The organism is Bosea beijingensis (genome assembly GCF_030758975.1).
Taxonomy (GTDB): Bacteria; Pseudomonadota; Alphaproteobacteria; order Rhizobiales; family Beijerinckiaceae; genus Allobosea; species Allobosea beijingensis.
In genome coordinates this window covers 3,048,328-3,071,615 of sequence record NZ_CP132359.1, presented here as the reverse complement: position 1 = coordinate 3,071,615, position 23,288 = coordinate 3,048,328, and the positions used below count along the sequence as shown (strand labels likewise).

The window sequence follows — 23,288 nt, the reverse complement described above, 5'->3', positions numbered from 1 at the left end:
ATGGCCCGGCCAAGCCCGGCCATGACGCTCCAATCCTCCCCGAGATGTCCCAAATGATCGCAGCCTTCTTCGAGCGCCTGAACGACACGCAGGGGCTCAATTTCTCGATCTTCTACGATGCCTTCGACCGCTCGCGCTTCCTCACGGGCCTGTGGACGACGACCTATATCTGCGTCGCCTCGATCCTGGCTTCGCTCGCGATCGGGCTCATCGGCGTCTGGATCGCCGGCAGCGGCTCGCGGCTCGGCCGACTTCTCGTGCGGACCTACGTCCAATTCTTCCGCAACACCCCGCCGCTCGTTCAGCTCTCGTTCTTCTACTTTGCCGTCGGCGGCGTGCTGCCGACGGTTTCGGATGGTTTCGGCGGCCAATCTCCGCTGATCAGCGGCACGGGCTGGGCCATCATCGCCTTCTCTCTTTTCGCCGGGGCCTTCAATGTCGAGATCTTCCGAGCCGGCATCGAGGCCGTTCCCGAGACGATGGTCGAGGCGGCGGAATCCCTCGGTTACACGCGGTTCCAGCTCTGGCGCCAGATCGTGCTGCCGCTCGCCTTTCGCATCTGCCTGCCCGCGTTGAACAACAACCTCGTCAACCTCGTGAAGACCACCACGCTCGCCTACGCGATCGGCGTGCCCGAGCTGCTTTATGCGGCCTCGCAGATCTGGTCTGAGATGTTCAATGTCCGCGAGATGATGAATGTCCTGCTCGTCGTCTATGTGCTGCTCGTCGGTGTGCTGGTCTGGATCATGCACCGCTGGGAGAAGGCCATGCGCATTCCGGGCTACATGCCATGAGGGTGGGCGCCACAGACCTTCCGGTCCTGAAGCCGTTCCGTGCCGGGCCGATCGCGCCGAGCGGGCTGGCGGCCCCGCTGCTGCTGAGTGCCGGCCTCATTGCCGGCGCCGCGATCGTCTTTGCGGGGTCGCTCGCCCTGGCGCAGGCGACCGGGCCGGCCACGCGCGACAGCGCCGTCACGATCCTGTGGCGCTGGGCGCCGCTGATCTTCCAGGGTTTCCTCTTCAACCTCCTGATCAGCTTCCTGTCGATGGCGCTGGGAACGGCCGTCGGCGTGCTGTTCGGTATCGGCCAGGTCTCGCCCTCCGCGGCCCTGCGCAAGCCGGCCTGGGCCGCGACGCAGTTCTTCCGCAACGCGCCCTGGCTCGTCCTGCTGTTCTACGCGATGTTCCTGCTGCCCTTCGAGATCAGGCTTGGGCCGATCTCCATCGCGTTCCCGGCCTGGATCAAGGCGATCATCGGGCTGGCGCTTCCCGTCGCGGCGAATGTCTCCGAGATCGTGCGCGGTGGCATCCGCTCGATCCCCTCGGGCCAGTGGGAATCCGCCGAATCCCTGGCCTTCAGCCGCCGCCAAACGATGTGGATGATCATCCTGCCGCAGGCCTTCAAGCGGATGATCCCGCCCTGGATGAATCTCTATGCCATCCTGACCATGGCGACGACGCTGATCTCGGTCGTCGGCATCCAGGACGGGCTGACGGTGACGCGCGCCGCCCTCGTCGCCGAGAGCCGGCCCGAGCTGATGCTGCCGATGTACCTGCTGCTCCTGCTGATGTTCTTCGCCTATTGCTACCCGATCGCGCGCCTCACCATGGCGCTCGAACGCCGCTTCAACGTGAAGGGATGACCATGGTCGCCAGGCATCAACTCGGCGAGCCCGTCGTCGTCGTCGAAGGCGTCGAGAAGGCGTTCGGCGCCTTCCCGGTCCTCAAGGATGTCAGCCTCACCATCCGCCGTGGCGAGACCGTCTGCATCATCGGCCCGTCCGGCTCGGGCAAGTCCACGCTGCTGCGCTGCATCAACGCGCTGGTGCCGATCAGCAAGGGCTCGATCACCGTCGCCGGCCGGCAGGTCAACGATCCCGCGCTCGACAAGCTCGCGCTGCGCCGGGACGTCGGCATCGTCTTCCAGCAATACAACCTGTTTCCGCACAAGACGGCGCTGCAGAACGTGATGATGGCGCCCATCCATGTGCTGAAGCAGGACCGGGCCGAGGTCGAGGAGCGGGCCAAGCGGCTGCTCGCCAAGGTCGGCCTGTCGCACAAGCACGACGCCTATCCCGGCGAACTCTCGGGCGGCCAGCAGCAGCGCGTCGCGATCGCCCGCTCGCTCGCGATGAACCCGAAGGTGATGCTGTTCGACGAGGTCACCGCGGCGCTCGACCCGGAGACCAAGAAGGAGGTGCTCGTCGCCATCCGCGATCTCGCGGCCGAGGGCATGACCTGCATCCTCGTTACTCATGAGATGGGCTTCGCCCGCGAAGTCGCGGACCGCGTCTATTTCACCGATGGCGGCGTGATCGTCGAGCATGCGCCGCCGGCCGAATTCTTCGGCGCGCCGCGCGAGGCCCGCACCCGCGCCTTCCTGGACCAGGTGCTCTGACGCGACATGTCGCGTCCCGGCCGGCCGATGTCGCAAACCAGCCGGCCAATGCGGTCCATGAGCCCAAGAATGCCTCCCGTCATTCGAGAGCGAGCCTCATGAACAGTCCGGCCTCAGACCCGAAATCCGTCACCGGCAAGCCGCTGGTCATCGACGAAAAGGTGGATGTGCTCGTCATAGGCGGCGGCGCAGCCGGGCTTGAAGCGGCTATCGGGGCAGCCGCCCGCGGCTTCGGTGTGCTGCTCGTCGACGAGAACCCGGTGTCCATCAAGACGATGGGCGACGAGGTGCCGCTGCACTTTGGACAGGGCATGGCCGCCAATGCCCGCAACCGCAACGCGATGATGGAGGCGTTCGTCGCTTCCGAGCCACGGATCGAGGAGGCCTTCGAGGCCGGCATCGACGTGCGCCTCGGCACGGCCTGCTGGGGGCTCTATGCCAACGGCGCCGCGCTGGGCTGGATGCCGGGGCTGGTCGCCGGGCTGGCCGATGATGAACGCAGCTTTCTGGTCGAGGCCGAGCACGTCATCCTCGCCTGCGGCAGGCGCGACATGGGGCTCGGCTTCCCCGGCTGGGAGAAGCCCGGCGTGATAGGCGCAACCGCGGCGCTCAGCCTCGCCACGCGGTATGGCGCGCTCGGCCCGCGTCGGGTCGTCGTTCTCGGCTCCGGCACGGAGGCGCTGACCACGGCGCTGGCCCTGCGCGAGACCGGCGTCGAGATTGCGGCGGTCGTCGAGCAGGCGCGCGAAGCCGTCGGCGATGCGGCACTGCTGGCGAGCCTGCGCGACGGCGGGACCGAGATCCTGACGAGCCATGTCGTACGCGAGGCCTCCGGGCGCGAGGCCGTCGAGGCGGCTCTCGTCGCGGCGCTCGACCACGAGGGCCACCCGGTATCCGACGAGCGCCGGATCGCCTGCGACGGCATCGTGCTCGCGGTCGGGGCCACGCCCGTGATCGACCTCATCGATGCTGCCGGCTGCAAGGTCGCGTTCCAGCCCGAGCGCGGCGGCTATGCGCCGATCCTCGACGCCAGCCAGCGCACCAGCATCGCCAATGTCTACGCGGTCGGCGACTGCGCCGGCATCTGGGCGGCCAAGACGCGTGACCGCGCGATCGCCGAGGCGGAGTCCGCACGCGCCGTCGCCGCGCTCGGCAGGGCGGCGGCAGAGGGGCGAGCCGAGGCGCCGCCTTCGCCGGAATACGACATCTCCGCCTATCGCCTGGCCTGGGTCCGGGCCAGCGTCGTCGAGGCGCGTGCCGAGTTCCATGTCTGCCAGTGCGAGGAGGTCACGGCCCGCGAGGTCCTCGAAATCCGTCCGCCGCGCTATCTCGACTGGCAGAACGAGCGCCGTAACGACCGCTCGCTCTCCGCGCTGCTCGGGAAAGGGCCGCCCAACCCCGATCAGGTCAAGCGGCTGACGCGGGCCGGCATGGGGCCGTGCCAGGGCCGTCGTTGCCGCGAGCAGGTCTCGGCACTGTTGGCGCTCGGCGCGGCGCAGCCCCTTTCCGCCATCCCGCTTGCGGGCTACCGCGCTCCGACGCGGCCGATGCCCCTATCGATGACGATGCATGTGCCCGAAGCGCCGGAACAGGCGGAGCATTGGGACACCTGGTTCGGCATGCATGCGCAATGGGTCCCGTTCTGGGAGGTGCCGGAGCGCTACACCGTCGCGACCAATGATGCGACCGGCCCTGTCGCAAGCGAGTGAGAGCGATCATGAGCGAGATCAAGGGAGCGTCCGTCGTCATCGTCGGCGGCGGCGTCACGGGCCTTTCCGCCGGCTGGTGGCTGGCGCGCGACGGCGTCGACGTACTGGTCATCGAGAAGGGCATGATCGGCTGGGAGGCTTCGGGCCGCAACGGTGGCGGCTGTTCTCACCATCACTCGCCGCTCTTTGCCGAAGAGCAGCGGCTGTGGCCGATCATGGACGAACTGCTGGGATACCCGACCGAGTTCAGCGGCGGGCGGGTGCGCCTCGCCGCCAGCGAGCACCAGATGATGCTCTATGGTCGCGCATTGCGGAACGCCGAGCGGCAGGGCTTCGCGTCCGAGGTGCTCGACGTCAAGCAGGCCAAGGAGATGGTGCCTCTGGCCGGTGACACCATCGTCGGTGGCTACCACTACAAGTTCGGCGGCCATGCTAATCCGCATCGCACTGTGCAGGGCTACGCCTGGGCGATGCAGGACCATGGCGGGCGCGTGCTCCAGCATACGACCGTTACCGGCTTCCGCTGCGAGGGCGACCGGGTGACCGCCGTCGAGACCGATCGCGGCCCGATCGGATGCGACAGCCTCGTTCTGGCGGCCGGTCCGCAGACCGGGCGCCTTTCGGCCATGCTCGGGCAGGAGGTGCCGGTGCAGTCGGCCCGCTGCGAGATGATCGTGACCGAGCCGCTGCCGCTGATGCCGCTCGGCGGGGTCGACGGCTGCGGCCTTTATGGCCGCCAGACGCTGCGCGGCAATCTGGCCTATGGCGGCGGGCCGCATGAGTGGCTCGCCATGGCGGAGCAGGGCACGCCGGCCAAGCCGACGACGCCGCTGATGCTGCATATGGGTCGCCGTCTCGCGGAACTTCTGCCGAAGGCTGCCCATGCACGCATCATCCGCTCCTGGGCCGGCGTGATCGAGAACACGCCGGACGGGCGCCCGGTGATCGACCGGCTCGATTCGCAGGCGAATGTCGTCGTCGCGACGCTGTCGAGCGTCGGCTTCGGCCTGTCCCCGGCGAGCGGTCATGCGATCCGCGACCTCGTGCTCGACGGGGCCTGCAGCTTCGCCGATATCTCGACCTTCAAGCTCTCGCGCTTCGCCGAGCTGGAGCCGAACTGGCGGGAATTGCAGGGTTGGCAGGTGACGGCGGCAACTGAGGCGCTCGCGGCCTGAGAGCCGAACGGTCAGGCCGTCATGGTCGGGCATGGCCCGACCATCCATGTCTTCGCTTCACGGATCATGTGCCGTGTTCGAGACGCGGATGCCCGCCACAAGGGGCGAGCACGACGGAAACGCCTCACAGGGCAATCGTCACATCCGAACGCGGGCGCGAGGAGCAGGCGAGGATATAGCCTTGCGCCTCCTCTTCCGGCGAAATGCCGCCATCGTGCTGCATGTCGACCGATCCTTCGACGAGGCTGACCCGGCAGGTACCGCACATGCCCGAGGCGCAGCCGCAGGGAATGACGATGGTCTGGCGCGTCGCTGCCTGCAGCAGCGTCTCCCCGGACTGGGCAGTGAACTGCTTGTCGCCGAAGGTGACTGCATAGCCCTGCGCCGGCGCATCGACCGGGGCCGGCGGCGGTGAAGCCGGCACGATCGCGCCGAAATGCTCGACATGGAACATGTCCCGGGCACCGCCCTCGGCGGCATGGATCAGCCGGGCCTCCTCCATGAAGCCGGCGGGGCCGCAACAGAACACTTCGCGGCGTCCGAAATCCGGCAGTGCGACCGAGACCAGCCGCCGGCCCAACCGGCCGCTGAAGCCGAACCAGCCCGGCTCCGGCCGGCTGACCAGAATCGAGACCCTGAGGCGCGGCATCCGCGCCTGCAATGCAGCGAGTTCTTGGGCGAAAAGCACATCGCCGGGCATGCGGGCGGCATGAAGCCAGTGGATGTCGGTATCGGGGGCCATGGTCGCGAGATGACGCAGCATCGCCATCAACGGGCTGGCGCCCGATCCGGCCGAGATCAGCGCCAGCCTGTCCGTCCGGCGGCCCTCGATGGTGAAGCGCCCTTTCGGCGACCGGGCTTCGAGTTTCGCGCCGACCTTGAGTTCGTCGTGCAGCCAGCGGGTCGCACGCCCCTTGGCATGAGCCTTGATCGTCATCGCCAAGGTGCCGCTCGCATCCGGGGCCGACGCGAGGGAAAATGTCCGGAACAGCGTCTCGCCGCCGAGTTCGAGCTTCAGCGTCATCGACTGTCCGGCCGAATAGGCGGGAACGCCGCCTTCCGGGCAAAAGACGAATGTCTTGATGTCGCGCGTCTCGTCGCGAATCTCGACCACGGTCAATTGCAGCAGATCACGCGATGGCGAGGAGCGATCGGCCGCTTCGAGGATGTCGGCCGTCATTCCGCCGCGAGCCTGATCGGCGTCGGGCTGCCGGCATAGGCCGCCATCTTGCCGGCATACCAGTTGGTGAAGTTGGTCAGCATGAACTCGGACGGCGCATAGGGGCCGGGCTGGTAACCCATGGAGCGGATGCCGGCATGGTTCACTGCCGCGAGTTCCGCATCCTGCGCGTTGGTCGCGATCCAGACCTCGGTCAGGCGGTCGATGTCGTAATCGACGCCCTCGACCGCGTCCTCGTGTACCAGCCAGGTCGTCCTTACCGCGGTCTTGTCCTGCGAGAGCGGCAAGACCCGGAAATGGATGATGTGATCCGCCAGGAAGTGGTTCCAGTTGTTGGGGACGCGGAACATGCGGACGGAGCCGAGGTCCGGCTCGGTGAAATCGGCAAGCAGCTTCCTGCAGGCCGGGCCGCCATCCATCGTGAAGGACACCGCGCCTTCATGGAACGGCAGGCGGATGCAGCGGAACTCCTCCCCTCCGTCAGCCGGCTGGTGGGGGAGGCCGAGCGCGTCCCATTTCGCCGTCTTGCGATCCATCAACGCCTTGAACTCCGCCGGGCCGCGCGGGTCGTTCGGCAGTGCGAACTCGACCAGCGTCACCAGCAGTTCCGGATGGTTGCCGGCGCAGTGATAGCACTCGCGGTTGTTCTCGATGACGAGTTTCCAGTTCGCATCCTCGATCAGCGTCATCTCGAAGGCGACCTTGGTGCGCTCCGGCATATGCGGCGCGATATAGGGCGTCACCGCCTCCCGAAACCGCGTCAGGTCCGGCGGATCGTCGGCCAGGCAGATATAGACCATGCCGCAGATCACCTCGACATGGACGGGCTTCAGACCGTGCTCCGAGCGGTCGAAATCGGCCGGCATCTGACGCGCGTTGATGAGCGAACCATCGAGCTCGTAGACCCATTGGTGATAGGGGCAGACGAGGCGGTTGGCGCGGCCTTTCTCATGGCCGCAGATCCGCGAGCCGCGATGGCGGCAGCTATTGTGGAAGGCGCGGACCTGCCCGTCGCGGTCCCTGAGGATGACGACCGGATTTTCGCCGATCGCCAGCGTCAGGTAGTCGCCGGGCTTCCTGATCTCGCAGGCATTGCAGGCGAACAGCCAATCCGTCTCGAATACCGCCTTGATATCGGTCTCGTGCATCGCCGGATCGACATAGAAGGCCTGCGGCAGGCTGAAGCCCTCGCGGCGCTCGGCCAGAAGCTGTCGGATGCGGTCGCGATCGATCATCGGCGGAGGACCCTGCGGACGGAGGATCGCGATTGTGGGCCACCCTGCCCGGCGAGGACCGGAATATTGCGACTTTGCTGACAAGCTTTGCGACGAACCGGCGTCGCTTTCATTGCAACAATGTCGGAAATCCGCTTCCTTGGATCGACTCCAGATTGGATCATGCAAGCGAGGAGATCGAGCCCATGAGCGAGGCGCCGGCCGGCACGCAGATCGTCACCCTACTGCTCGTCGAAGGCTTCTCGATGATGAGCGTCGCCTCGGCGATCGAACCGCTGCGCTCCCTCAACAGGTTGATCGACCGCGAGGCCTGGCGCTGGCGGCTGGCGAGCCTGGACGGAGGCGTTCTCGCCGCCTCGAACGGCATTCCGATCCCGACCGAAGCTGCGGAAAGCGCGCTGGCCGGCTCGCATTATTTCTTCGTCTGCGGCGGCCTGCGCATCCAGTCGGTCGACGAGCGGCGCTATCTTGCGGTTCTGCGCAAGGCGGTCCGCTACGGCATCCGTGTCGGTTCGCTCTCGACAGGGACCTATCTGCTGGCGCGCGCCGGCCTGCTCGACGGTTATCGCTCGACGATCCACTGGGAAAACCGCCCGGCCTTTCAGGAGGAGTTCCCCGGCCTGATCTGCACCGACAAGCTCTATGAAATCGACCGCGACCGGATGACCTGTTCCGGCGGCACGGCAGCCATGGACCTGATGCTGCATCTCATCACGGAGCGCCACGGCGCCGACCTTGCCCGGCGCGTCGCCAACCAGTTCCATCACGATCGCATCCGTGATGACCGCGACAACCAGAGCGGTGGCCGGCTGGAGCGCCTGTCGAACCTGCCGCCTGCCGTACGCAGCGCGGTGCGCCTCATGCAGCGCCATGTCGAGGACACCATCTCGATCGCCGACATCGCGGAGACGGTCGGCATGAGCCCGCGCCAGCTCGAACGGCTTTTCCTGCGCTACCTCCAGACTTCGCCTGCACGCTATTACCTGTCGCTGCGGATCGACCGTGCGCGTGAGCTGCTGCTCTATTCCGACAGACCGATCCTGGAAGTCGCGATCGCGGCAGGCTTCACCTCGACCTCCCATTTCGCCCATTGGTTCAAGAAGCTGCAGGGCCTGCGGCCGAGCCAGTTGCGCGGGCGTCCGGCAACCGCCGAAGAGGCGGCGCCGCCGCCGCCTCTCTGAAACGGCGGGGATATCTCGTGATGCGGCGTCGCAAGCGCGACATGCGATGTCGCTTTCCCGGCCCGAGCTTGGAACGGTTCTGATCGACACTTCCCGGACAAGGCGGATAACCGTCGACAGGGGATGGCAGTGGAGACGATCGCCTTCATCATGGCGAATCTCACCGTGATCGGGCAGCGGATGCTCGAGCATGTCTGGCTTGTCGGCGTCTCGGTCGGCGTCGCGATCATGACCGGCGTGCCGACCGGCATCGCGATCACGCAGAGCAGGCGCGCGGCCGATCTCGTCCTCTACATCGCCTCGATCATCATCACGATCCCCTCGATCGCGCTGTTCGGCATCCTGATTCCACTCCTGTCGACGATCGGCCACGGCATCGGCTACCTGCCGGCGGTGATCGCGCTGATCCTCTATGCGCAACTGCCGATCATCCGGAACACCTACACGGCGATCATGAATGTCGACCCGGCCCTGCGCGAGGCGGCACGCGGCATGGGCATGACGACGCTGGAGCGGCTGCGCCGGGTCGAGCTGCCACTGGCCCTGCCGGTCATCCTCAACGGAGTGCGCAGCGCCGTCGTGCTCAATATCGCGATCGCTGCGATCGCGACCTATATCGGCGCCGGCGGGCTCGGAACCTTCATATCGCGTGGCATCTCGCAGACCGATATCCGCCAGCTCCTGACCGGCGCCATCGCGGTCAGCCTGCTCGCGATCATCGCCGATTACGGCCTGCTCTTCGCGCAGCGCGTCCTCACCTCGCCGGGATTGAAGCTGAAATGATCCGTCTCGAGCAGGTCTCCAAGCATTTCGGGACGATGGTCGCCGTCGACCGCATCGACATGGAGGTGCCGGCCGGCGCCGTCTGCGTCCTGCTCGGCCCCTCGGGCTGCGGCAAGACCACGACGATGAAGATGATCAACCGGCTGATCCCGCCGACATCCGGCAAGATCTATGTCGATGGCAAGGATACGGCGGGTGTCGACGAGGTCACGCTGCGCCGCTCCATCGGCTACGTCATCCAGCAGATCGGCCTGTTTCCCAACATGACGATCGAGGAGAACATCTGCGTCGTGCCGGACCTGCTGGGCTGGCCGACGGCGAAGTCGCGCAAGCGCGCGGCCGAACTGCTCGACATGGTCAATCTCGACCCGTCCGTCTTCCTCAAGCGCTATCCCAAGCAACTCTCCGGCGGGCAGCAGCAGCGCGTCGGCGTGGTGCGCGCTCTCGCCGCCGACCCGCCGGTTCTGCTCATGGACGAGCCTTTCGGCGCCATCGACCCGATCAACCGCGAGGTGATCCAGGACGAGTTCATGAAGCTGCAGGCGGAGCTGAAGAAGACCATCGTCTTCGTCAGCCACGACATCGACGAGGCCGTGAAGATGGCGAGCCGCATCGCGATCTTCCGCGACGGCAAGTTGATCCAGTACGACACGCCCGACAACATCCTCGCCCATCCGGTGGATGCCTTCGTCTCGGAATTCGTCGGTTCGGACCGCACGCTGAAGCGGCTGCGCCTGATCCGCGTCGCGGATGCGATGATGGCCGATCCTCCGCGCGTCCGCGCGGAAGACACGCTCGATACCGCCGTCAGGCTGATGGAGGAGCACGGCCATGTCTCGGTCGTGATGGTTGGCCCGCGAGGCAGGGCGCGCGGCGTCATCCGGCTCGAAGAGGCGCGCGAGCGCAAAGGCACGGTCGGCGAGCATCAGGAGCCGCTGCCGGGCGTCGTCAACATCCGCGATGACCTGCGCACCGCCGTTTCGCAGATGTTCACCCATGGCGTGACCTGGCTCGCCTGCGTCGACGACGACGGCTTCTACAAGGGCTACATCACCCAGAAGAGCATCACCCAGGTGCTCGGCGCGACCTATCGGGAAAGCTGAGATGGCGCGCGCGGGCCTCGCCGGAACGCTTCGCTGGCTCGTGGTCTTCGGCGCCTTCGCGCTCGGCGCCTGGCTGCAGGCGCGCGGCACCATTCCCGCGATCCTCAGCCATTCCGGCGACGTCACCTATCTCATCCGCCAGCATCTCGCGCTGGCGGCGATGTCGGGCGCGATAGCGCTCGTCGTCGGCACCCCCCTCGGCATCGTCCTGACCCGCCCGCGCTTCGAGATCTTCGCGGATGCCGTGACGCAGATCGTCAATCTCGGCACCACCATCCCGACGCTGGCGCTGCTGGCGATATCGATGTCCTTCCTCGGCATCGGCTCGCCGCCGGCGGTCTTCGCGCTGTTCGTGCTGACGCTGCTGCCGATCGTGCTCAACACCATCGCCGGCCTGCGCTCCGTGCCGCAGCATCTGATCGAAGCCGCGCGGGGCATGGGCATGACGCCCGGCCAGATTCTGCGGCGCGTCGAACTGCCCAACGCCGTCTTTGTGATGCTGGCGGGCGTCCGCACTGCCTTCGCCATCAATATCGGCACCGTGCCGCTGGCCTTCCTGATCGGCGGCGGAGGGCTGGGCGAACTGATCTTCACCGGCATCGACCTGATGGAGCCGAGCATGCTGCTCGCCGGCGCGATTCCGACCGCGCTGCTCGCCGTGCTCGTCGATTTCCTGATCGGCCAGATCCAGTTCTGGCTGGTTCCGCGAGGCGTCAACCCGCTGCGCTGAGCAGCGATCCGTTCAACCAGAAAAGAGGATTACGACCATGCTCAAGCGCAGTTTCCTCCGCCTCGCTTCCGCCGCGCTGGCCTTCGCGGCCCTGCCGCTCGCCGCGCAGGCGCAGACCGTCGTCGTCGGCGGCAAGAACTTCACCGAGCAACAGCTCATGGCGGAGATGACGACGCAGTTGCTCAAGGCCAAGGGCTTCACGGTCGACAAGCGCGCCGGCCTCGGCACGGCGCCGCTGCGCCAGGCGCAGGAAGCCGGGCAGATCGACGTCTACTGGGAATATACCGGCACCTCGTTGATCACCTTCAACAAGGTCACCGACAAGCTCGATGCCAACGCGACCTATGCCAAGGTCAAGGAACTCGACGCCGCGAAGGGCCTTGTCTGGCTGAACCCCTCGAAGGCCAACAACACCTATGCGCTCGCGATGCGCAAGAAGGACGCCGACGCCAAGGGCATCAAGACGCTGGACGACCTCGCCAGCAAGGCCAAGGGCGGCGAGGGCCTGAAGTTCGGCTGCAATGCCGAGTTCTACGCCCGCCCGGACGGACTCGTCCCGCTGCAGAAGGCCTATGGCTTCGAGTTCGGGCGCGAGAACGTCGTACGCATGGATACCGGCCTGGTCTATCAGGCACTGCGTGATTCCCAGGTCGATGTCGGCCTCGTCTTCGCGACGGACGGGCGCGTCCCGGCCTTCGATTTCGTCATCCTGACCGACACCAAGGGCTATTTCCCGACCTATGCGATGACGCCGGTCATCCGCAAGGAGACGCTGGACAAGAACCCGAAGCTCGCCGAGATCCTGAACGGGCTCTCCGCCAAGCTCGACGACGCGACCATGGCCAAGCTCAACGCCTCGGTCGATGTCGACAAGAAGACCGTCGAGGACGTCGCGGCCGGCTTCCTCAAGGCGCAATCGCTGGTCTGAAGCCGGCCCGACATGCCGGAAGCGCAGCGCGCTTCCGGCTCCGCCCGAGAGCCGCCATGCCGTCGCTGAAAGTCGCCGTTGCCCAGATCCGCTGCGAACCGGGGGATGTGCCGGCCAATCTCGCCATGCATCTGTCGACGATAGCGGCCGCCCGCGAGGCCGGGGTCGAACTGCTGCTCTTCCCCGAGCTGTCGCTGACGGATTACCTGTCCGCGCCCGATTGCGAGGCGCTCGCGCTGGAGCAGGGCTCGCAGGAATTGCTCGGCCTCGCCAAGGCTGCGCGCGGGATCACGATCTCCGCCGGCTTTATCGAGCGCGACCGGGACGGCCGCTTCTTCAATGCGCAGGGCCTGTTCCACGACGGCAAGGTGCTGGCGGTCCACCGAAAGCTGAACCTGCCCGGCTACGGCGCCCTGCGGGAGGACCGCGTCTACGCACGCGGAAATGCTCTTGCGCCGACCGTGCTGGAGCGCGGCTGGCGCGCAGCCACACTGATCTGTGCCGATGCCTGGAATCCCGCCTTGCCCTGGCTCGCTGCCTTGTCCGGCATCAACCTGCTGCTGCTGCCGGCCGCCTCGGCGCTCGGAGCGGTGGGCGACGGCTTCGACAATCCAAGCGGCTGGATCGTCAATCTCGCACACACGGCTCTGACCTATGGCTTGCCGACGCTCTTCGCCAATCATTGTGGCAGCCGCGGCGACGTCGCGTTCTGGGGCGGCTCACGCATTCTCGATGCCTCCGGGCGCGAAATCGCGCGCGCGGGCGCCGCACCGGAACTCATCATCGCGTCATTGGAGCAGGCAGAGGGCGAAGTGGCCCGGCGCCGGCTGCCCACAGTGCGCGACAGCGATCCCGCGCTGGTGCGCGCCCTGTTGGCAAACATCTCAAAGGGCGAGGGCCCTGCTCCATGACCGATCCGATCGATTTCATTCACCGGCTCAGCTTTGCCCAATTGCCGGCCGAGGTGCGTCATCAGGCCCGGCGCTGCCTGCTCGACCTGATCGGCGTCGCAGCGAGCGGGCGCCGGACCGAGCTGTCGCGGATCGCTCATGATTTCGCCGTCGACCATCTCGGGAGCGGCCGCAAGGGAGCCCGTCTCCTGTTCGACGGGCGCAGGGCCAGCGCCTCGGGGGCGGCATTTGCCGGCGCGACGACGATCGATTCCTTCGATGCCCATGACGGCCACGCCCTGACCAAGGGCCATGCCGGTGTCGCCATCCTCCCGACCATCCTGGCGGTTGCGGATGCCGAAGGCCTGCTGGATGGCGACAGCCTCGATGGAGAAGCTCTGTTGACCAGCCTTGTGCTGGGCTACGAGATCGCGACACGCGCCGGCATCGCCCTGCACGCCAGCGCCTGCGATTACCATACCTCCGGAGCCTGGAACGCGCTCGGCTGCGCAGCCGTCACCGCGCGTCTGCTCGGCCTTGGGCCCAAGCAGACGCGCCATGCTCTCGGGATCGCCGAGTATCACGGCCCGCGCAGCCAAATGATGCGCTGCATCGACCACCCGACGATGGTGAAGGACGGCTCTGGATGGGGAGCGCTTGCGGGCGTTAGCGCGGCTTACCTGGCACGGGACGGCTTCACCGGCGCTCCGGCCATCACCATGGAGGCGCCGGACCAGGCGCAGGTCTGGGCGGACCTGGGAGAACGCTGGCTCATCCTCGACCAGTACTTCAAGCCTTGGCCGGTTTGCCGCTGGGCGCAGCCCGCGATCGAGGCAGCGAGCCGCCTGATGGCGGAACATGCGTTCGCGGCGGCTGATATCGACAGCGTCGAGGTCGAGACCTTCCACGAAGCTGTGCGCCTGGGAGCGCAATTGCCGACCACCACCGAGGCCGCCCAGTACGCCATCGGCTTTCCGGTCGCCGCCTACCTGGTTCGCGGACGGCTTGGCGCAGCCGAAATCGGCCCGGACGGCTTGGCTGACCCTACCATCGGCGATCTTCTGAGCCGGGTCCGGCTTGTCGAAGCGCCTCTATTGTCTCGGCGTTTCCCGGCCGAAAGAGTGGCGCGCCTGCATATCACGCTGAAGTCCGGGCAAATACTGGCCTCAGCAGATACAGTCGCTCGCGGCGATCGGATGGAACCGTTGTCGGATGCCGAGATGCTTTCGAAGTTTGATCTTCTGACTGATGCACTTGATGGCGAAGCTTCGGTCATAGGCATCGGTTGCATGCAGCTCGCCGAACCTGACCGGCCAAATCGGCTTGAGCTGGCATCGCTGCTTGTGCCGATCTGAGGCCCAAAGATTCACTTCAACGCGCACCTGAAAGCCAGTCACGAACCAATGTTGGCAACGGATCGCGAGTTGCCGTCCCGAATAGGGGCGAGGACTGTCCGCTGCCGGGCAGTCGCTCAATATTCGCTTATGGCGCGTCTAGAAGATATCGACCATGTCGGCCGCAGAGCCGAGGAACCGTTGGCCCCAGGGGCCTATAACGATCTCAAGACCGGCATGGCAAACCTGCGGAGTAGCCGGGCTGGCTCAGGTGCATCATCGATTGCAGCAAGCAACGAGGTCGGGTCTCGGCCTTCGTCGCGCAGCGTTTCGGTGCGCAGGCGAATAATGGCTGCGCAAATCTCCGGCGTGAATTCAGGATGGAACTGCGTCGAGATTGCATTTGATCCGTAGCGAACAATCTGATGCCGGTCGTGATCTGAAACTGCGAGAGCGCATGCACAGGTCGGCAGGTCGATGATCGTCTGCATATGTGTCAGATGCGCCGAGAACCGAACAGGCATCGCCTTGAGGAGGGGATCATCCTCCGCCCCTGCCAGCAGACGGATCGTCTGCGTGCCGATTTCACGTCCGTCAGGGTGATAATCCACGCGCCCCCCGAGAGCATGGGCCATCAACTGATGGCCGTAGCAGACGCCGAAGAGCGGCAGCTCGATCGCCATGGCGTCGCGTATCCAATGCGCGGCCGCCTCGCTCCATGGCAGGAGCTCCGTCACCATGTGCCACGATCCTGTGATGATCGCGCCGCGAACGGTTTCGGGGGGAGGCAAATGCTCCCCCTCGAAGACACGGACGACTTGCAGCGTTTCGCCGGGCTGCCGCAGAGCGCGATGGAACCAGAGGGGAAAGTCACCCAGCGGGCCGCGAATATCGTCGGGAGGCGTGCCTACCTGGACAAGCAGCAAGCAATCGGAACTCAAGGCAGGCTTCTCCCCGCGACAGAATATTGAGGCTGCTGACGACCGCCGGATGCGCGCCGCTCACAGACGAAGCGTGCCGACACCGTTCTCGATGTCGATCCGTATGCCGAGCTTCGCCGAATGATCCCTGAAGCGCCTCAGGATCCGGTCCGCATCGGCGTCGTCAGCGAGCTCGGGCACCAGCCGCTGCTCCAGGATGTCGCTGCTCGCGCTTTCACTGCCGCCGACCACGACCGGATGGAAGGACAGGCCGGCAAGTTCGCCGTCCTCGCCGAAGGAGCAGAGCCCGATGACGCTCTCCCACACTTCCCGCGCCATCCACGGCGACTTCTCCGAGCGGACGTGGAAGATGAAGTTGCCCAGGCTGTAGAAGATCGGCCGGCCCTTGTAGATCTCGATGGGCTGGAGAACCGGCGCGCCATGGCTGACGAACATGGCCGCGCCGGCATCGATGCACGTCTTAGCGACGGCCCCGACCCAGTCAGGCACCTGGTACCAGTCCGACGCCCAGTGGTGGTGATGCAGATAGGCTATGACCAGGTATCCCTCTTCGGCCGCCGCCGTAATGGCCGCTGTGTTTCGGGCGATGTCTGCGGCATCGACCTTGACGCGCCGGCCGAACCCGTCCGAGCGCCGGAAGATGGCCCGCGCGATGCTGATCTCGGTTTCGAGATCGACCTCCGGCCGGTCGTCCGGCTGGCTGTCATTGCCGAGATCCATCAGCGTGTAGCCGACCTTGTCGCGGATCATGCGCAACTGCTCGAAAGCCTCGGCATCGACATCGATGACCTTGCCCAGCTTCAGGCGATTGACGCCCGGGCGTTCGGGGCGGCCATCCGCGGAATCGGCGGCATACATGAAATCCGGCCCCGGCCCGCCATCCATGGCGATGAGCGCCACCTTTCGCCCGGCGAACTCTCCCTTGGCCGCCCGGCCGGCCAGCGTGTGGTTGCGCCCGATACCGGCATGAAGGAAGCCGCGTTTGTCGACCTCCTCCAGTGTCGACAGAATGCCGGCCGGTCCGAGGTCGAAGGCGTGGTTATTGGACAACGAGAGAGCCTGGAAGCCGAGGTCCTGGAGCGCACCGAGAACGACGGGCTGGCTGCATCCGAAGAAGCGCCCCTTCAGCGGCCAGCCGCCATGGGCGCCGAGGATGGTGCTCTCGAAATTGGTAAAGCGCAGATCGGCGCGTCCGAGCACCTCGCGGACGCCTTGAAATCCGGGCTTATCCACGCCGCGGATGTCGCGCTTGATGAGCGACTGCCCGGTGACGGCGATCGTGAACGTGTTGGTCATGGCAAAGCCTCTCCTGCGCCGCGGCACGTCGCAGCGTGAACGGGGTGGGGTTGAACGGATGCCCGGAGCGCTGTTGCGGCTGCGTTCCGGAGCTATTGCCGCGTCATTGCGTGAAACGCCGGGGACGCGCGTCGATCAGACTTCGGGTGTAGGGATTTCTGGACTGCGCGAAGATGAAATCCGCAGGGCCCTCATCCTCCACCTTTCCGTCCTTGAATATGTAGATCTCGCTGCAGAGCTCCTGCACGAGCGCGAGATCGTGGGAGATGAAGAGCATCGCGATGCCCTGATCGGCCACATTCTCCCTCAGCAGCTTGACGATCTCCGCCTGCACCGAGACGTCGAGCGCGGAAGTCGGCTCGTCCGCGACGATGATCCGTGGGCTGGCGAGGAGCGCGCGCGCGATGCAGATGCGCTGCTTCTGCCCGCCTGATAGCTGATGCGGGTATCGGTCGAGGAAGCTGCGTGCCAGCCCGAGCCGGTCCATCATCGCGGCCACGTCCGGGCGTTGGCTCCCGGGCCGGGCAGTGCCGAAGCGGACGCTTTCCCGCAGCGTCTCGCCGACCGACATGCGTGGATTCAGCGAGACAGCAGGATCCTGGAAGATCATCTGTACCTTGCCCAGCAACCCGCTGCGCGAGCCGGAACGCGCGATGTCGAAAGCTGTGCCTTCGATGTCGAGCGTGCCGTTGCCCGCGGTTTCCAGGCCCGCGATGATCCGGCCCATCGTGCTCTTCCCGCTACCGCTTTCCCCAACGATACCGGTGATTGCGCCATGCTCCAGTTGGACCGTGACATCCTGCAGCGCCGGCTTCGCGCTTCCCTTGCGAAACCATGTGAGCGAGCGCCCGGAGAAGGTCTTCCCGACTCCGCTTGCGACGAGAAGCGGCCGCGCGCCCGAGGCTTCCTGCATCTGGGTAGACGGCGGACCTCCCAAACCATCGAGGCTTTCCTGGCGTGTTCCGGGGGCGGACAGACGCAATCGCGGCACCGCTGCGAGCAGGCTCTGGGTGTACGTCTCTCTGGGTGCATCCAGGAGCGAGGACGTCACCCCCTGCTCCACGACCCTCCCGTGGCGCATCACGACGACACGGTCCGTGATATCCGAGACGACGCCCATGTCGTGCGTGACGAGGATGATGGCCACCCCGATTTCATCGACGAGCTCGCGCAGGAGATTAAGGATCTGCTTCTGGACTGTTGCGTCGAGGGCGGAGGTCGGCTCGTCCGCGATAATGATGTCGGGAGATCCGGCAAGCGCGATCGCGATGACGACGCGCTGACGTTGCCCGCCGGAGAACTGATGCGGGTAGCTGTGATAGCGCTCGTTCGCTTCTGGAATGCCGACGCGGGTCAGCAGGTCGATGACGCGAACGCGCGCATCCTGACGCGAGATCCCGTCGTTGGTGGCCAGGATCGTTTCTTCGAGCTGAGGGCCGATCGCCATCAGAGGATCGAGCGATGCGGTATGATCCTGGAAGATCGCGGATATCCTGCGCCCCCTGATCCGCTCCCACTGGCGCCCGTCCGAAGCGTGGAGCGCTTCTCCCTCGAACAGGATCGTGCCGCCTGTCCGTTCGAACTCGACCGGCAGCAGGCCGAGGATGGCGTTACCGAGGGTCGACTTGCCTGCTCCGGACTCGCCGATGAGGCCGAGAACTTCGCCGCGGTGCAGGTCGAGGCTTACGTCATGCAGGATCGCCGTCGTGCCGCGATGCTTGAGGGTGAGGTTCCGGACGGTGAGCAGCGTTGGCGGCGCGCGATCATGCGTCATGGGAACGGCTCCTCGGATCCAGGTTGCGCCGGACGTCTTCGCCTACGAAGTTGATGCTTGCGATCAGGCCGAACAGCGCCAGGCCGGGAAACAGGCTGATCCAGTACTGGCCGGTCAGCAGGTACTGAAAGCCGTTCGCCACCGTCGAGCCGAGCGAGGGCTTGTCGATCGGCACGCCCAGGCCGAGGAAGGACAGGGTCGCTTCGAGGGCGACCGCATGCCCGAGCTCGATCGGGATCAGCGTGATCGCCGGCGCGATGCTGTTGGGCAGGAGATGCCGGAAGATGATCCGCCCGTTGGGCAGACGCAGCAGCCGTGTCGCATCGAGGTAGGGCTTTCCGATCTCGCTTAGGGCGACGCCGCGCGCGATCCGCGCATAGGTCGCCCATTGCACGATGATAATCGCGAGGATGATGCGATCGATACCCGGGCCGAGCGTGACGATGGCGATCAGGGCCACGAGGATGGTCGGAAGGCTGAGCTGGAGATCGACGATGCGCATCATCACGGCGTCGACCCATTTGCCGAAATAGGCTGCGCTGACACCGACCGTGACGCCGATCAGGGCCGCGATCGCGGTGCTGGTGACGGCGACGACGAGGCTGATGCGCAGACCGTAGAGGATGGTGCTGACGATATCGCGCCCGAGGCCGTCTGTTCCCAGAAGATAGACATAGCCGCCGCCGCTCGCGGTGCCAGGTGGCGATGACGCCTCCCATCCGAAGATCTGCAGGGGGTCGTAGGGGTTCTGGGGAACGATGGCGGGCGCGGCGAGCGCCAGCAGGGCATAAGCGGCGAGCACGAGCTTGGCGAGGCCGACGCGCCTTCGTTCCGGGCGCTTCCAAAGAGCGCGCATGATTACAGCTTTCATCACGACAGGCGCACGCGCGGGTCGAGCACGGCGTAGAACAGGTCGACCAGGGCGTTCAGTCCGATGAAGACGACCGAGACGAAGGTCAGGGTTGCCATCACGACCGGGCGGTCGAGCAACTGGATGGAGTCGATCAGCAGCTTGCCGATGCCCGGCCAGGCGAAGATGGTCTCCACGATCACCGCGAAGGCGAGCATCCCGCCGAACTGCATCCCGATCATCGTGACGATCGGGATGCTGATGTTCGGCAAGGTGTGCCTGAACAGGATGCGCCCGGATGAGAGGCCCTTCGCCCGGCAGAACCGCACGAAATCCTGTTTCTCGACCTCGATCGTTCCCGCCCGTGCCAGCCGCGCGATCAATGCGACATTGGGGATCGCGAGTGTCAGGGCGGGGAGCGCCAGGTGGCGCAGCCCGTTCAGCGTCGGGAAGCTCCATTCCTGGCCCATCAGCAGGACGGTCGATCCGCGCCCGCTTGCCGGAAACCAGCCCATCGCAACAGCGCCGAGAAGGATCAGCATCATGCTCAGCCAGAAGGACGGGATGCTGAGCGCGAACACGCTCGTCTTGAGGACCGCGCGATCGATCCATCCGCCCTGCCGGCGGCCTGCCAGCAGGCCGAGCAGGGTGCCGCAGGGCGCGGCGATCAGCATGGCTATCGTCGCGAGTTCGAGCGTCGCGGGCAGCTTGCTCATGACCAGCGCGAAAGCCGGCAGGTGATATATGTAGGACGTCCCGAAGTTGCCGGCGAGAACGTTGCTCATGAAGCGGTAATATTGCCACCAGAGCGGCTGATCGAGGCCGAGCGCGATGGTCGCGTTGCGGATGTCCTCGGCGGTGGCCGTCTCGATATTGACGACGTTGTAGACGGGATTGCCGACGCTGTGGATTCCGGCAAAACCGATCACCGACAGGGCGAGGAGGACGAGGAAGGCCTGCGACAGCCTTCCGACGATGGCGCTCGTCATGGCCGTGCCCTCACTGTCCCGCGGGGACGGCCTGCATGGCGGTCGTCCATCCGCGTGGATGCACGGCATAGGAGCGCACCTTCTGCCCATGCCCGGTGATCAGGCTAAAATGGTAGAGCGGCAGCATCGGATAGTCGGCCATGACGAACTCCGTCGCGGCCGCGAGTGCGGCGCTGCGCGCCGGCCCTTCCTCGATCGTCTTCGCCGTCGCCAGCTTCGCGTCGAATTGCGGATTGGAGTATTTGCCGTAGTTCAACGAGCCCGTACCCAACTCGACATTCGGGGATGCAAGCAGCGCATCCAGGCAGAACGACACAGCATCGCCCGAACAGCCGCCGTACCAGACAGGATACTCGCCCTTGGCCCGCTGCGTGGCGAAAACCGAGAACGGAGCGACGGCCGGCTGGGCGCGCACACCGATCCGCGCCCAGTTCTGCGTGATCGCTTGAAGTGACTCGCTGTCGCCGGGATAACGCCCCGCAGGCCCGGCCAGCACGACGTTGAACCCGTCGGGAAAGCCGGCCTCGGCCAGCAAGGCTTTCGCGGCGCCGTAGTCAGGAGCGGCGACCTTGAGATTCGGAGAGGTTCCGGACAGGCCGCCCGGAAATATCTGAGTGGCCGCAGTGCCGTATCCAAGAAGAATTTTCTCCACGATGAAGGGGCGGTCGGTGGCCATGGAGAGAGCCTGGCGTACGCGCTTGTCGCGGAAGGGGTTCTTGATCGGATTGCCGGATTTGTCGGTCACGCCGGGAGCGGTTTCCCGTTCGATGTCGAACTGGAGGAAGTTCGAGCGCGCGGCACTGGTGCTCTCGATCTTGAGGCCGCGCTGCTTGAGGCCGGGAACGTCTCGCGCCGGAACATAGTCGGCAACATCGACATCGGCCGTCGTCAGCGCGGCGACGCGCGCGGCAGGGCTCTCGATTACCCTGAAGGTCACCTCGGCCCATGCCGGTGTCCCGCCCCAGTACCCGTCGTTCCGCGTCAGGCGGAAAGTTTCACCGGACTGCCAGTTCTGGAACCTGTAGGGTCCGGTCCCAATTGGCCGTGCCGCGGCATTCAATTCATCGGTTGAGGCGAACCCGTCCGCCTTGTGCGGCATGATGAAGATCGCGGCCAGCGAAAGCGGCAGCGTCGGGGAATCGGTGTTCGTTTCGATGACGACGGTCAACGGGTCCGGCGCCGTGATGGATTTCATCGCCTTCGCATAGGACCGGTAGCCGCCGCTCGGCGGCGTCAGGAAATCCCGGATACGCGTGAGCGAGTAGATCACGTCCCGCGCGGTGAAGGGTGAGCCGTCATGAAAGCGGACTCCTTCGCGCAGCTTGAATTCCCATCGCGTGTCCGAAAGGCGCTTCCACGAGGTCGCGAGGCCCGGCTGCGGATCGAGCTGGCTGTCCTGGTTCACCAGGCGCTCGTAGACATGCGACAGGAGGGAATTGTTCTCGTTCAGATCTGCATAATGGGGATCGAGAGTCATCAGCTTATACGAGGTCGCGACCCGCAACGTTTGGGCGGCGACGGGCTGAGACAGGGTAGCGAGGCCGGCAAGGGCGCTCGCAGCCAAGGCAAGCCGGATGCGAAGAAAAGACAGGTGTTTCAAGACGATACCCCTCATTTTTATTGGCGCTCCCACGTCGTTGCAGAAGCCGGGCGAAGCGGGATGCTATGCCGCAGAGGTCCTGTGGAACTCTCTGTGACGAACAATCGAAGAGGTGGCTGAACGGGTCAATTTATTAAGTTTCTGCAAGGCAGATTAGTTCTGCTAATATCCCTCATCGCAATGTGCCCTCCGGCTCCAGGAAAGAAAGATGAAGGATATCGCCCGACTGGCCGGATCGATCGGGCTGAGGCCGGCACAGATCTTTCGCGAGATCATCAGGGCCGGTTCGACGAGGCGTGCGGCAAAGGCGCTGGGCGTGACCCAGTCGGCGGTCAGCCAGCATCTCAAACAGTTCGAGGATGCGGTCGGCGAGAAGCTTTTCGTGCGAGACGGTCGCGGCCTAATTCCGACGACGAACGCAATTGAAATCTACAATCGCATCGACCGGTACTTTGAAACATTGCAGCATATCGAGGACGAAATCCTGGACTCGTTCTCGGCGACGCGAAACACTCTGACGATAAGCGCGCCGCATATCACTTGCTTGAGCTTCATCCCGAAGCTTGCTCTGGAATTGGATCGTGCCGACAGGACTTTGGAGCTTCACGTCAAAGCAGAGCGATATGATCAGATCGCCCATAGTCTGCTGACCGGCGAGGCCGATCTGGGCATCTCCCGCCTGCCGCTCGACGAGCGGTTTTTTTATTGGCAGGTGATCGCCGAAATCCGGAGCGTCTGCATCATGAGCGCCGGCCACCCGCTTTCCCACAAGGATTTCATCACCGAGGAGGATCTCGCCAGCCAGAAATTGCTGTCGATCGAGCGCGAATATGCAGCCAACCCTCTGGGGTCGAGCGTTTCCAATAGGCGGCGAAACGCCTCCTCAGCCAATATTTATGTCGATTCCGTGGGGTTGGGCGCGATGTACATCGCAAATGGCCTTTGCGTATCGGTCGATAACGAATTCACTGCAAAGCAGTACGCGACGCTAGGGCTAGACCTTGCATTCATCCCATTTCGCCCAGGGGCCACTTATCGATATGTTGTGTTCTCAAGGCATGGGAATGAGAAGGCACTGAAGTATCTGGATATTGTTAGAGATAGCTTCAGGAGGGAATATTTCTGAGCTCGTCATGACAGGCGCATGGATTGATCGACTGCCCAACGAGGTATCACTATAAGGCTGCCTCAGC

Annotated in this window: 21 protein-coding genes; 13 read left to right on the top strand and 8 right to left on the bottom strand. The window is 65.3% G+C overall.

Annotated features, from left to right (window positions below; genetic code table 11):
* The first annotated feature begins 44 nt into the window (after positions 1–44).
* From Q9235_RS14685 to Q9235_RS14665, 5 genes are all read left to right on the top strand, one after another.
* Positions 45–794, top strand: a complete 750-nt coding sequence (locus Q9235_RS14685) for an amino acid ABC transporter permease (protein WP_306222512.1) — start codon at positions 45–47, stop codon at positions 792–794.
* Positions 791–1,642 carry an amino acid ABC transporter permease gene (locus tag Q9235_RS14680; protein ID WP_306222511.1) on the top strand — a complete coding sequence of 284 codons (852 nt, stop codon included), beginning with the start codon at positions 791–793 and terminating at the stop codon, positions 1,640–1,642. Before Q9235_RS14685 ends, Q9235_RS14680 begins: the two co-directional genes overlap by 4 nt.
* Entirely contained in the window at positions 1,639–2,397 is a 759-nt protein-coding gene (locus Q9235_RS14675; protein WP_422678194.1) for an amino acid ABC transporter ATP-binding protein, read from the top strand. The genes Q9235_RS14680 and Q9235_RS14675 overlap by 4 nt, the downstream gene beginning before the upstream one ends.
* 98 nt (positions 2,398–2,495) lie before the next feature.
* Positions 2,496–4,106: an FAD/NAD(P)-dependent oxidoreductase gene (locus Q9235_RS14670; RefSeq protein WP_306222509.1), complete on the top strand. Its 1,611-nt coding sequence runs from the start codon at positions 2,496–2,498 to the stop codon at positions 4,104–4,106.
* A gap of 8 nt (positions 4,107–4,114) precedes the next feature.
* Positions 4,115–5,281 carry an NAD(P)/FAD-dependent oxidoreductase gene (locus tag Q9235_RS14665; protein WP_306222508.1) on the top strand — a complete coding sequence of 389 codons (1,167 nt, stop codon included), beginning with the start codon at positions 4,115–4,117 and terminating at the stop codon, positions 5,279–5,281.
* Between the two features lie 124 nt (positions 5,282–5,405).
* Here Q9235_RS14665 and Q9235_RS14660 read toward each other — a convergent pair whose 3' ends face one another.
* On the bottom strand, positions 5,406–6,461 hold the full coding sequence (locus Q9235_RS14660) for a flavin reductase family protein (RefSeq protein WP_306222507.1): 1,056 nt from the start codon (positions 6,459–6,461) through the stop codon (positions 5,406–5,408).
* Positions 6,458–7,696, bottom strand: coding sequence for an aromatic ring-hydroxylating oxygenase subunit alpha (locus Q9235_RS14655; protein ID WP_306222506.1), 1,239 nt, complete (start codon positions 7,694–7,696; stop codon positions 6,458–6,460). Before Q9235_RS14655 ends, Q9235_RS14660 begins: the two co-directional genes overlap by 4 nt.
* Before the next feature lie 185 nt (positions 7,697–7,881).
* Between Q9235_RS14655 and Q9235_RS14650 the strand changes: the two genes are divergently transcribed.
* The 7 genes from Q9235_RS14650 (at position 7,882) to Q9235_RS14620 (ending at position 14,666) form a co-directional block, all read left to right on the top strand.
* Positions 7,882–8,877, top strand: coding sequence for a GlxA family transcriptional regulator (locus Q9235_RS14650; RefSeq protein WP_306222505.1), 996 nt, complete (start codon positions 7,882–7,884; stop codon positions 8,875–8,877).
* A 123-nt stretch (positions 8,878–9,000) separates the two neighbouring features.
* Complete coding sequence (locus Q9235_RS14645; RefSeq protein ID WP_306222504.1) at positions 9,001–9,660, top strand: ABC transporter permease; 660 nt, start codon at positions 9,001–9,003, stop codon at positions 9,658–9,660.
* Positions 9,657–10,763, top strand: a complete 1,107-nt coding sequence (locus Q9235_RS14640; RefSeq protein ID WP_306222503.1) for an ABC transporter ATP-binding protein — start codon at positions 9,657–9,659, stop codon at positions 10,761–10,763. The genes Q9235_RS14645 and Q9235_RS14640 overlap by 4 nt, the downstream gene beginning before the upstream one ends.
* Position 10,764: 1 nt before the next feature.
* Positions 10,765–11,493 carry an ABC transporter permease gene (locus tag Q9235_RS14635; protein ID WP_306222502.1) on the top strand — a complete coding sequence of 243 codons (729 nt, stop codon included), beginning with the start codon at positions 10,765–10,767 and terminating at the stop codon, positions 11,491–11,493.
* 37 nt (positions 11,494–11,530) lie between these two features.
* Positions 11,531–12,421 (top strand): glycine betaine ABC transporter substrate-binding protein, encoded by an 891-nt coding sequence (locus tag Q9235_RS14630; protein ID WP_306222501.1) that lies wholly within the window; start codon positions 11,531–11,533, stop codon positions 12,419–12,421.
* Between the two features lie 56 nt (positions 12,422–12,477).
* The gene (locus Q9235_RS14625; RefSeq protein WP_306222500.1) at positions 12,478–13,332 is read left to right on the top strand and encodes a nitrilase-related carbon-nitrogen hydrolase; all 855 of its coding nucleotides are present in this window, start codon (positions 12,478–12,480) and stop codon (positions 13,330–13,332) included.
* Positions 13,329–14,666 carry an MmgE/PrpD family protein gene (locus Q9235_RS14620; RefSeq protein ID WP_306222499.1) on the top strand — a complete coding sequence of 446 codons (1,338 nt, stop codon included), beginning with the start codon at positions 13,329–13,331 and terminating at the stop codon, positions 14,664–14,666. Before Q9235_RS14625 ends, Q9235_RS14620 begins: the two co-directional genes overlap by 4 nt.
* 194 nt (positions 14,667–14,860) lie before the next feature.
* Here the strand turns inward: Q9235_RS14620 and Q9235_RS14615 are convergent, their stop codons facing one another.
* The 6 genes from Q9235_RS14615 to Q9235_RS14590 form a co-directional block, all read right to left on the bottom strand.
* Complete coding sequence (locus Q9235_RS14615) at positions 14,861–15,586, bottom strand: glutamine amidotransferase (RefSeq protein WP_306222498.1); 726 nt, start codon at positions 15,584–15,586, stop codon at positions 14,861–14,863.
* Positions 15,587–15,646: 60 nt separating this feature from the next.
* Positions 15,647–16,882 carry a CapA family protein gene (locus Q9235_RS14610; protein ID WP_306222497.1) on the bottom strand — a complete coding sequence of 412 codons (1,236 nt, stop codon included), beginning with the start codon at positions 16,880–16,882 and terminating at the stop codon, positions 15,647–15,649.
* Between the two features lie 103 nt (positions 16,883–16,985).
* Complete coding sequence (locus tag Q9235_RS14605) at positions 16,986–18,656, bottom strand: dipeptide ABC transporter ATP-binding protein (protein ID WP_306222496.1); 1,671 nt, start codon at positions 18,654–18,656, stop codon at positions 16,986–16,988.
* Positions 18,646–19,527 (bottom strand): ABC transporter permease, encoded by an 882-nt coding sequence (locus tag Q9235_RS14600; protein ID WP_306222495.1) that lies wholly within the window; start codon positions 19,525–19,527, stop codon positions 18,646–18,648. The genes Q9235_RS14605 and Q9235_RS14600 overlap by 11 nt, the downstream gene beginning before the upstream one ends.
* The gene (locus Q9235_RS14595) at positions 19,527–20,495 is read right to left on the bottom strand and encodes an ABC transporter permease (RefSeq protein WP_306222494.1); all 969 of its coding nucleotides are present in this window, start codon (positions 20,493–20,495) and stop codon (positions 19,527–19,529) included. Before Q9235_RS14595 ends, Q9235_RS14600 begins: the two co-directional genes overlap by 1 nt.
* Before the next feature lie 10 nt (positions 20,496–20,505).
* Entirely contained in the window at positions 20,506–22,110 is a 1,605-nt protein-coding gene (locus tag Q9235_RS14590; RefSeq protein ID WP_306222493.1) for an ABC transporter substrate-binding protein, read from the bottom strand.
* Between the two features lie 193 nt (positions 22,111–22,303).
* On the opposite strand from Q9235_RS14590, the gene Q9235_RS14585 reads away from it, so the two are divergent.
* Positions 22,304–23,221 carry a LysR family transcriptional regulator gene (locus Q9235_RS14585; protein ID WP_306222492.1) on the top strand — a complete coding sequence of 306 codons (918 nt, stop codon included), beginning with the start codon at positions 22,304–22,306 and terminating at the stop codon, positions 23,219–23,221.
* Positions 23,222–23,288: the final 67 nt, after the last annotated feature.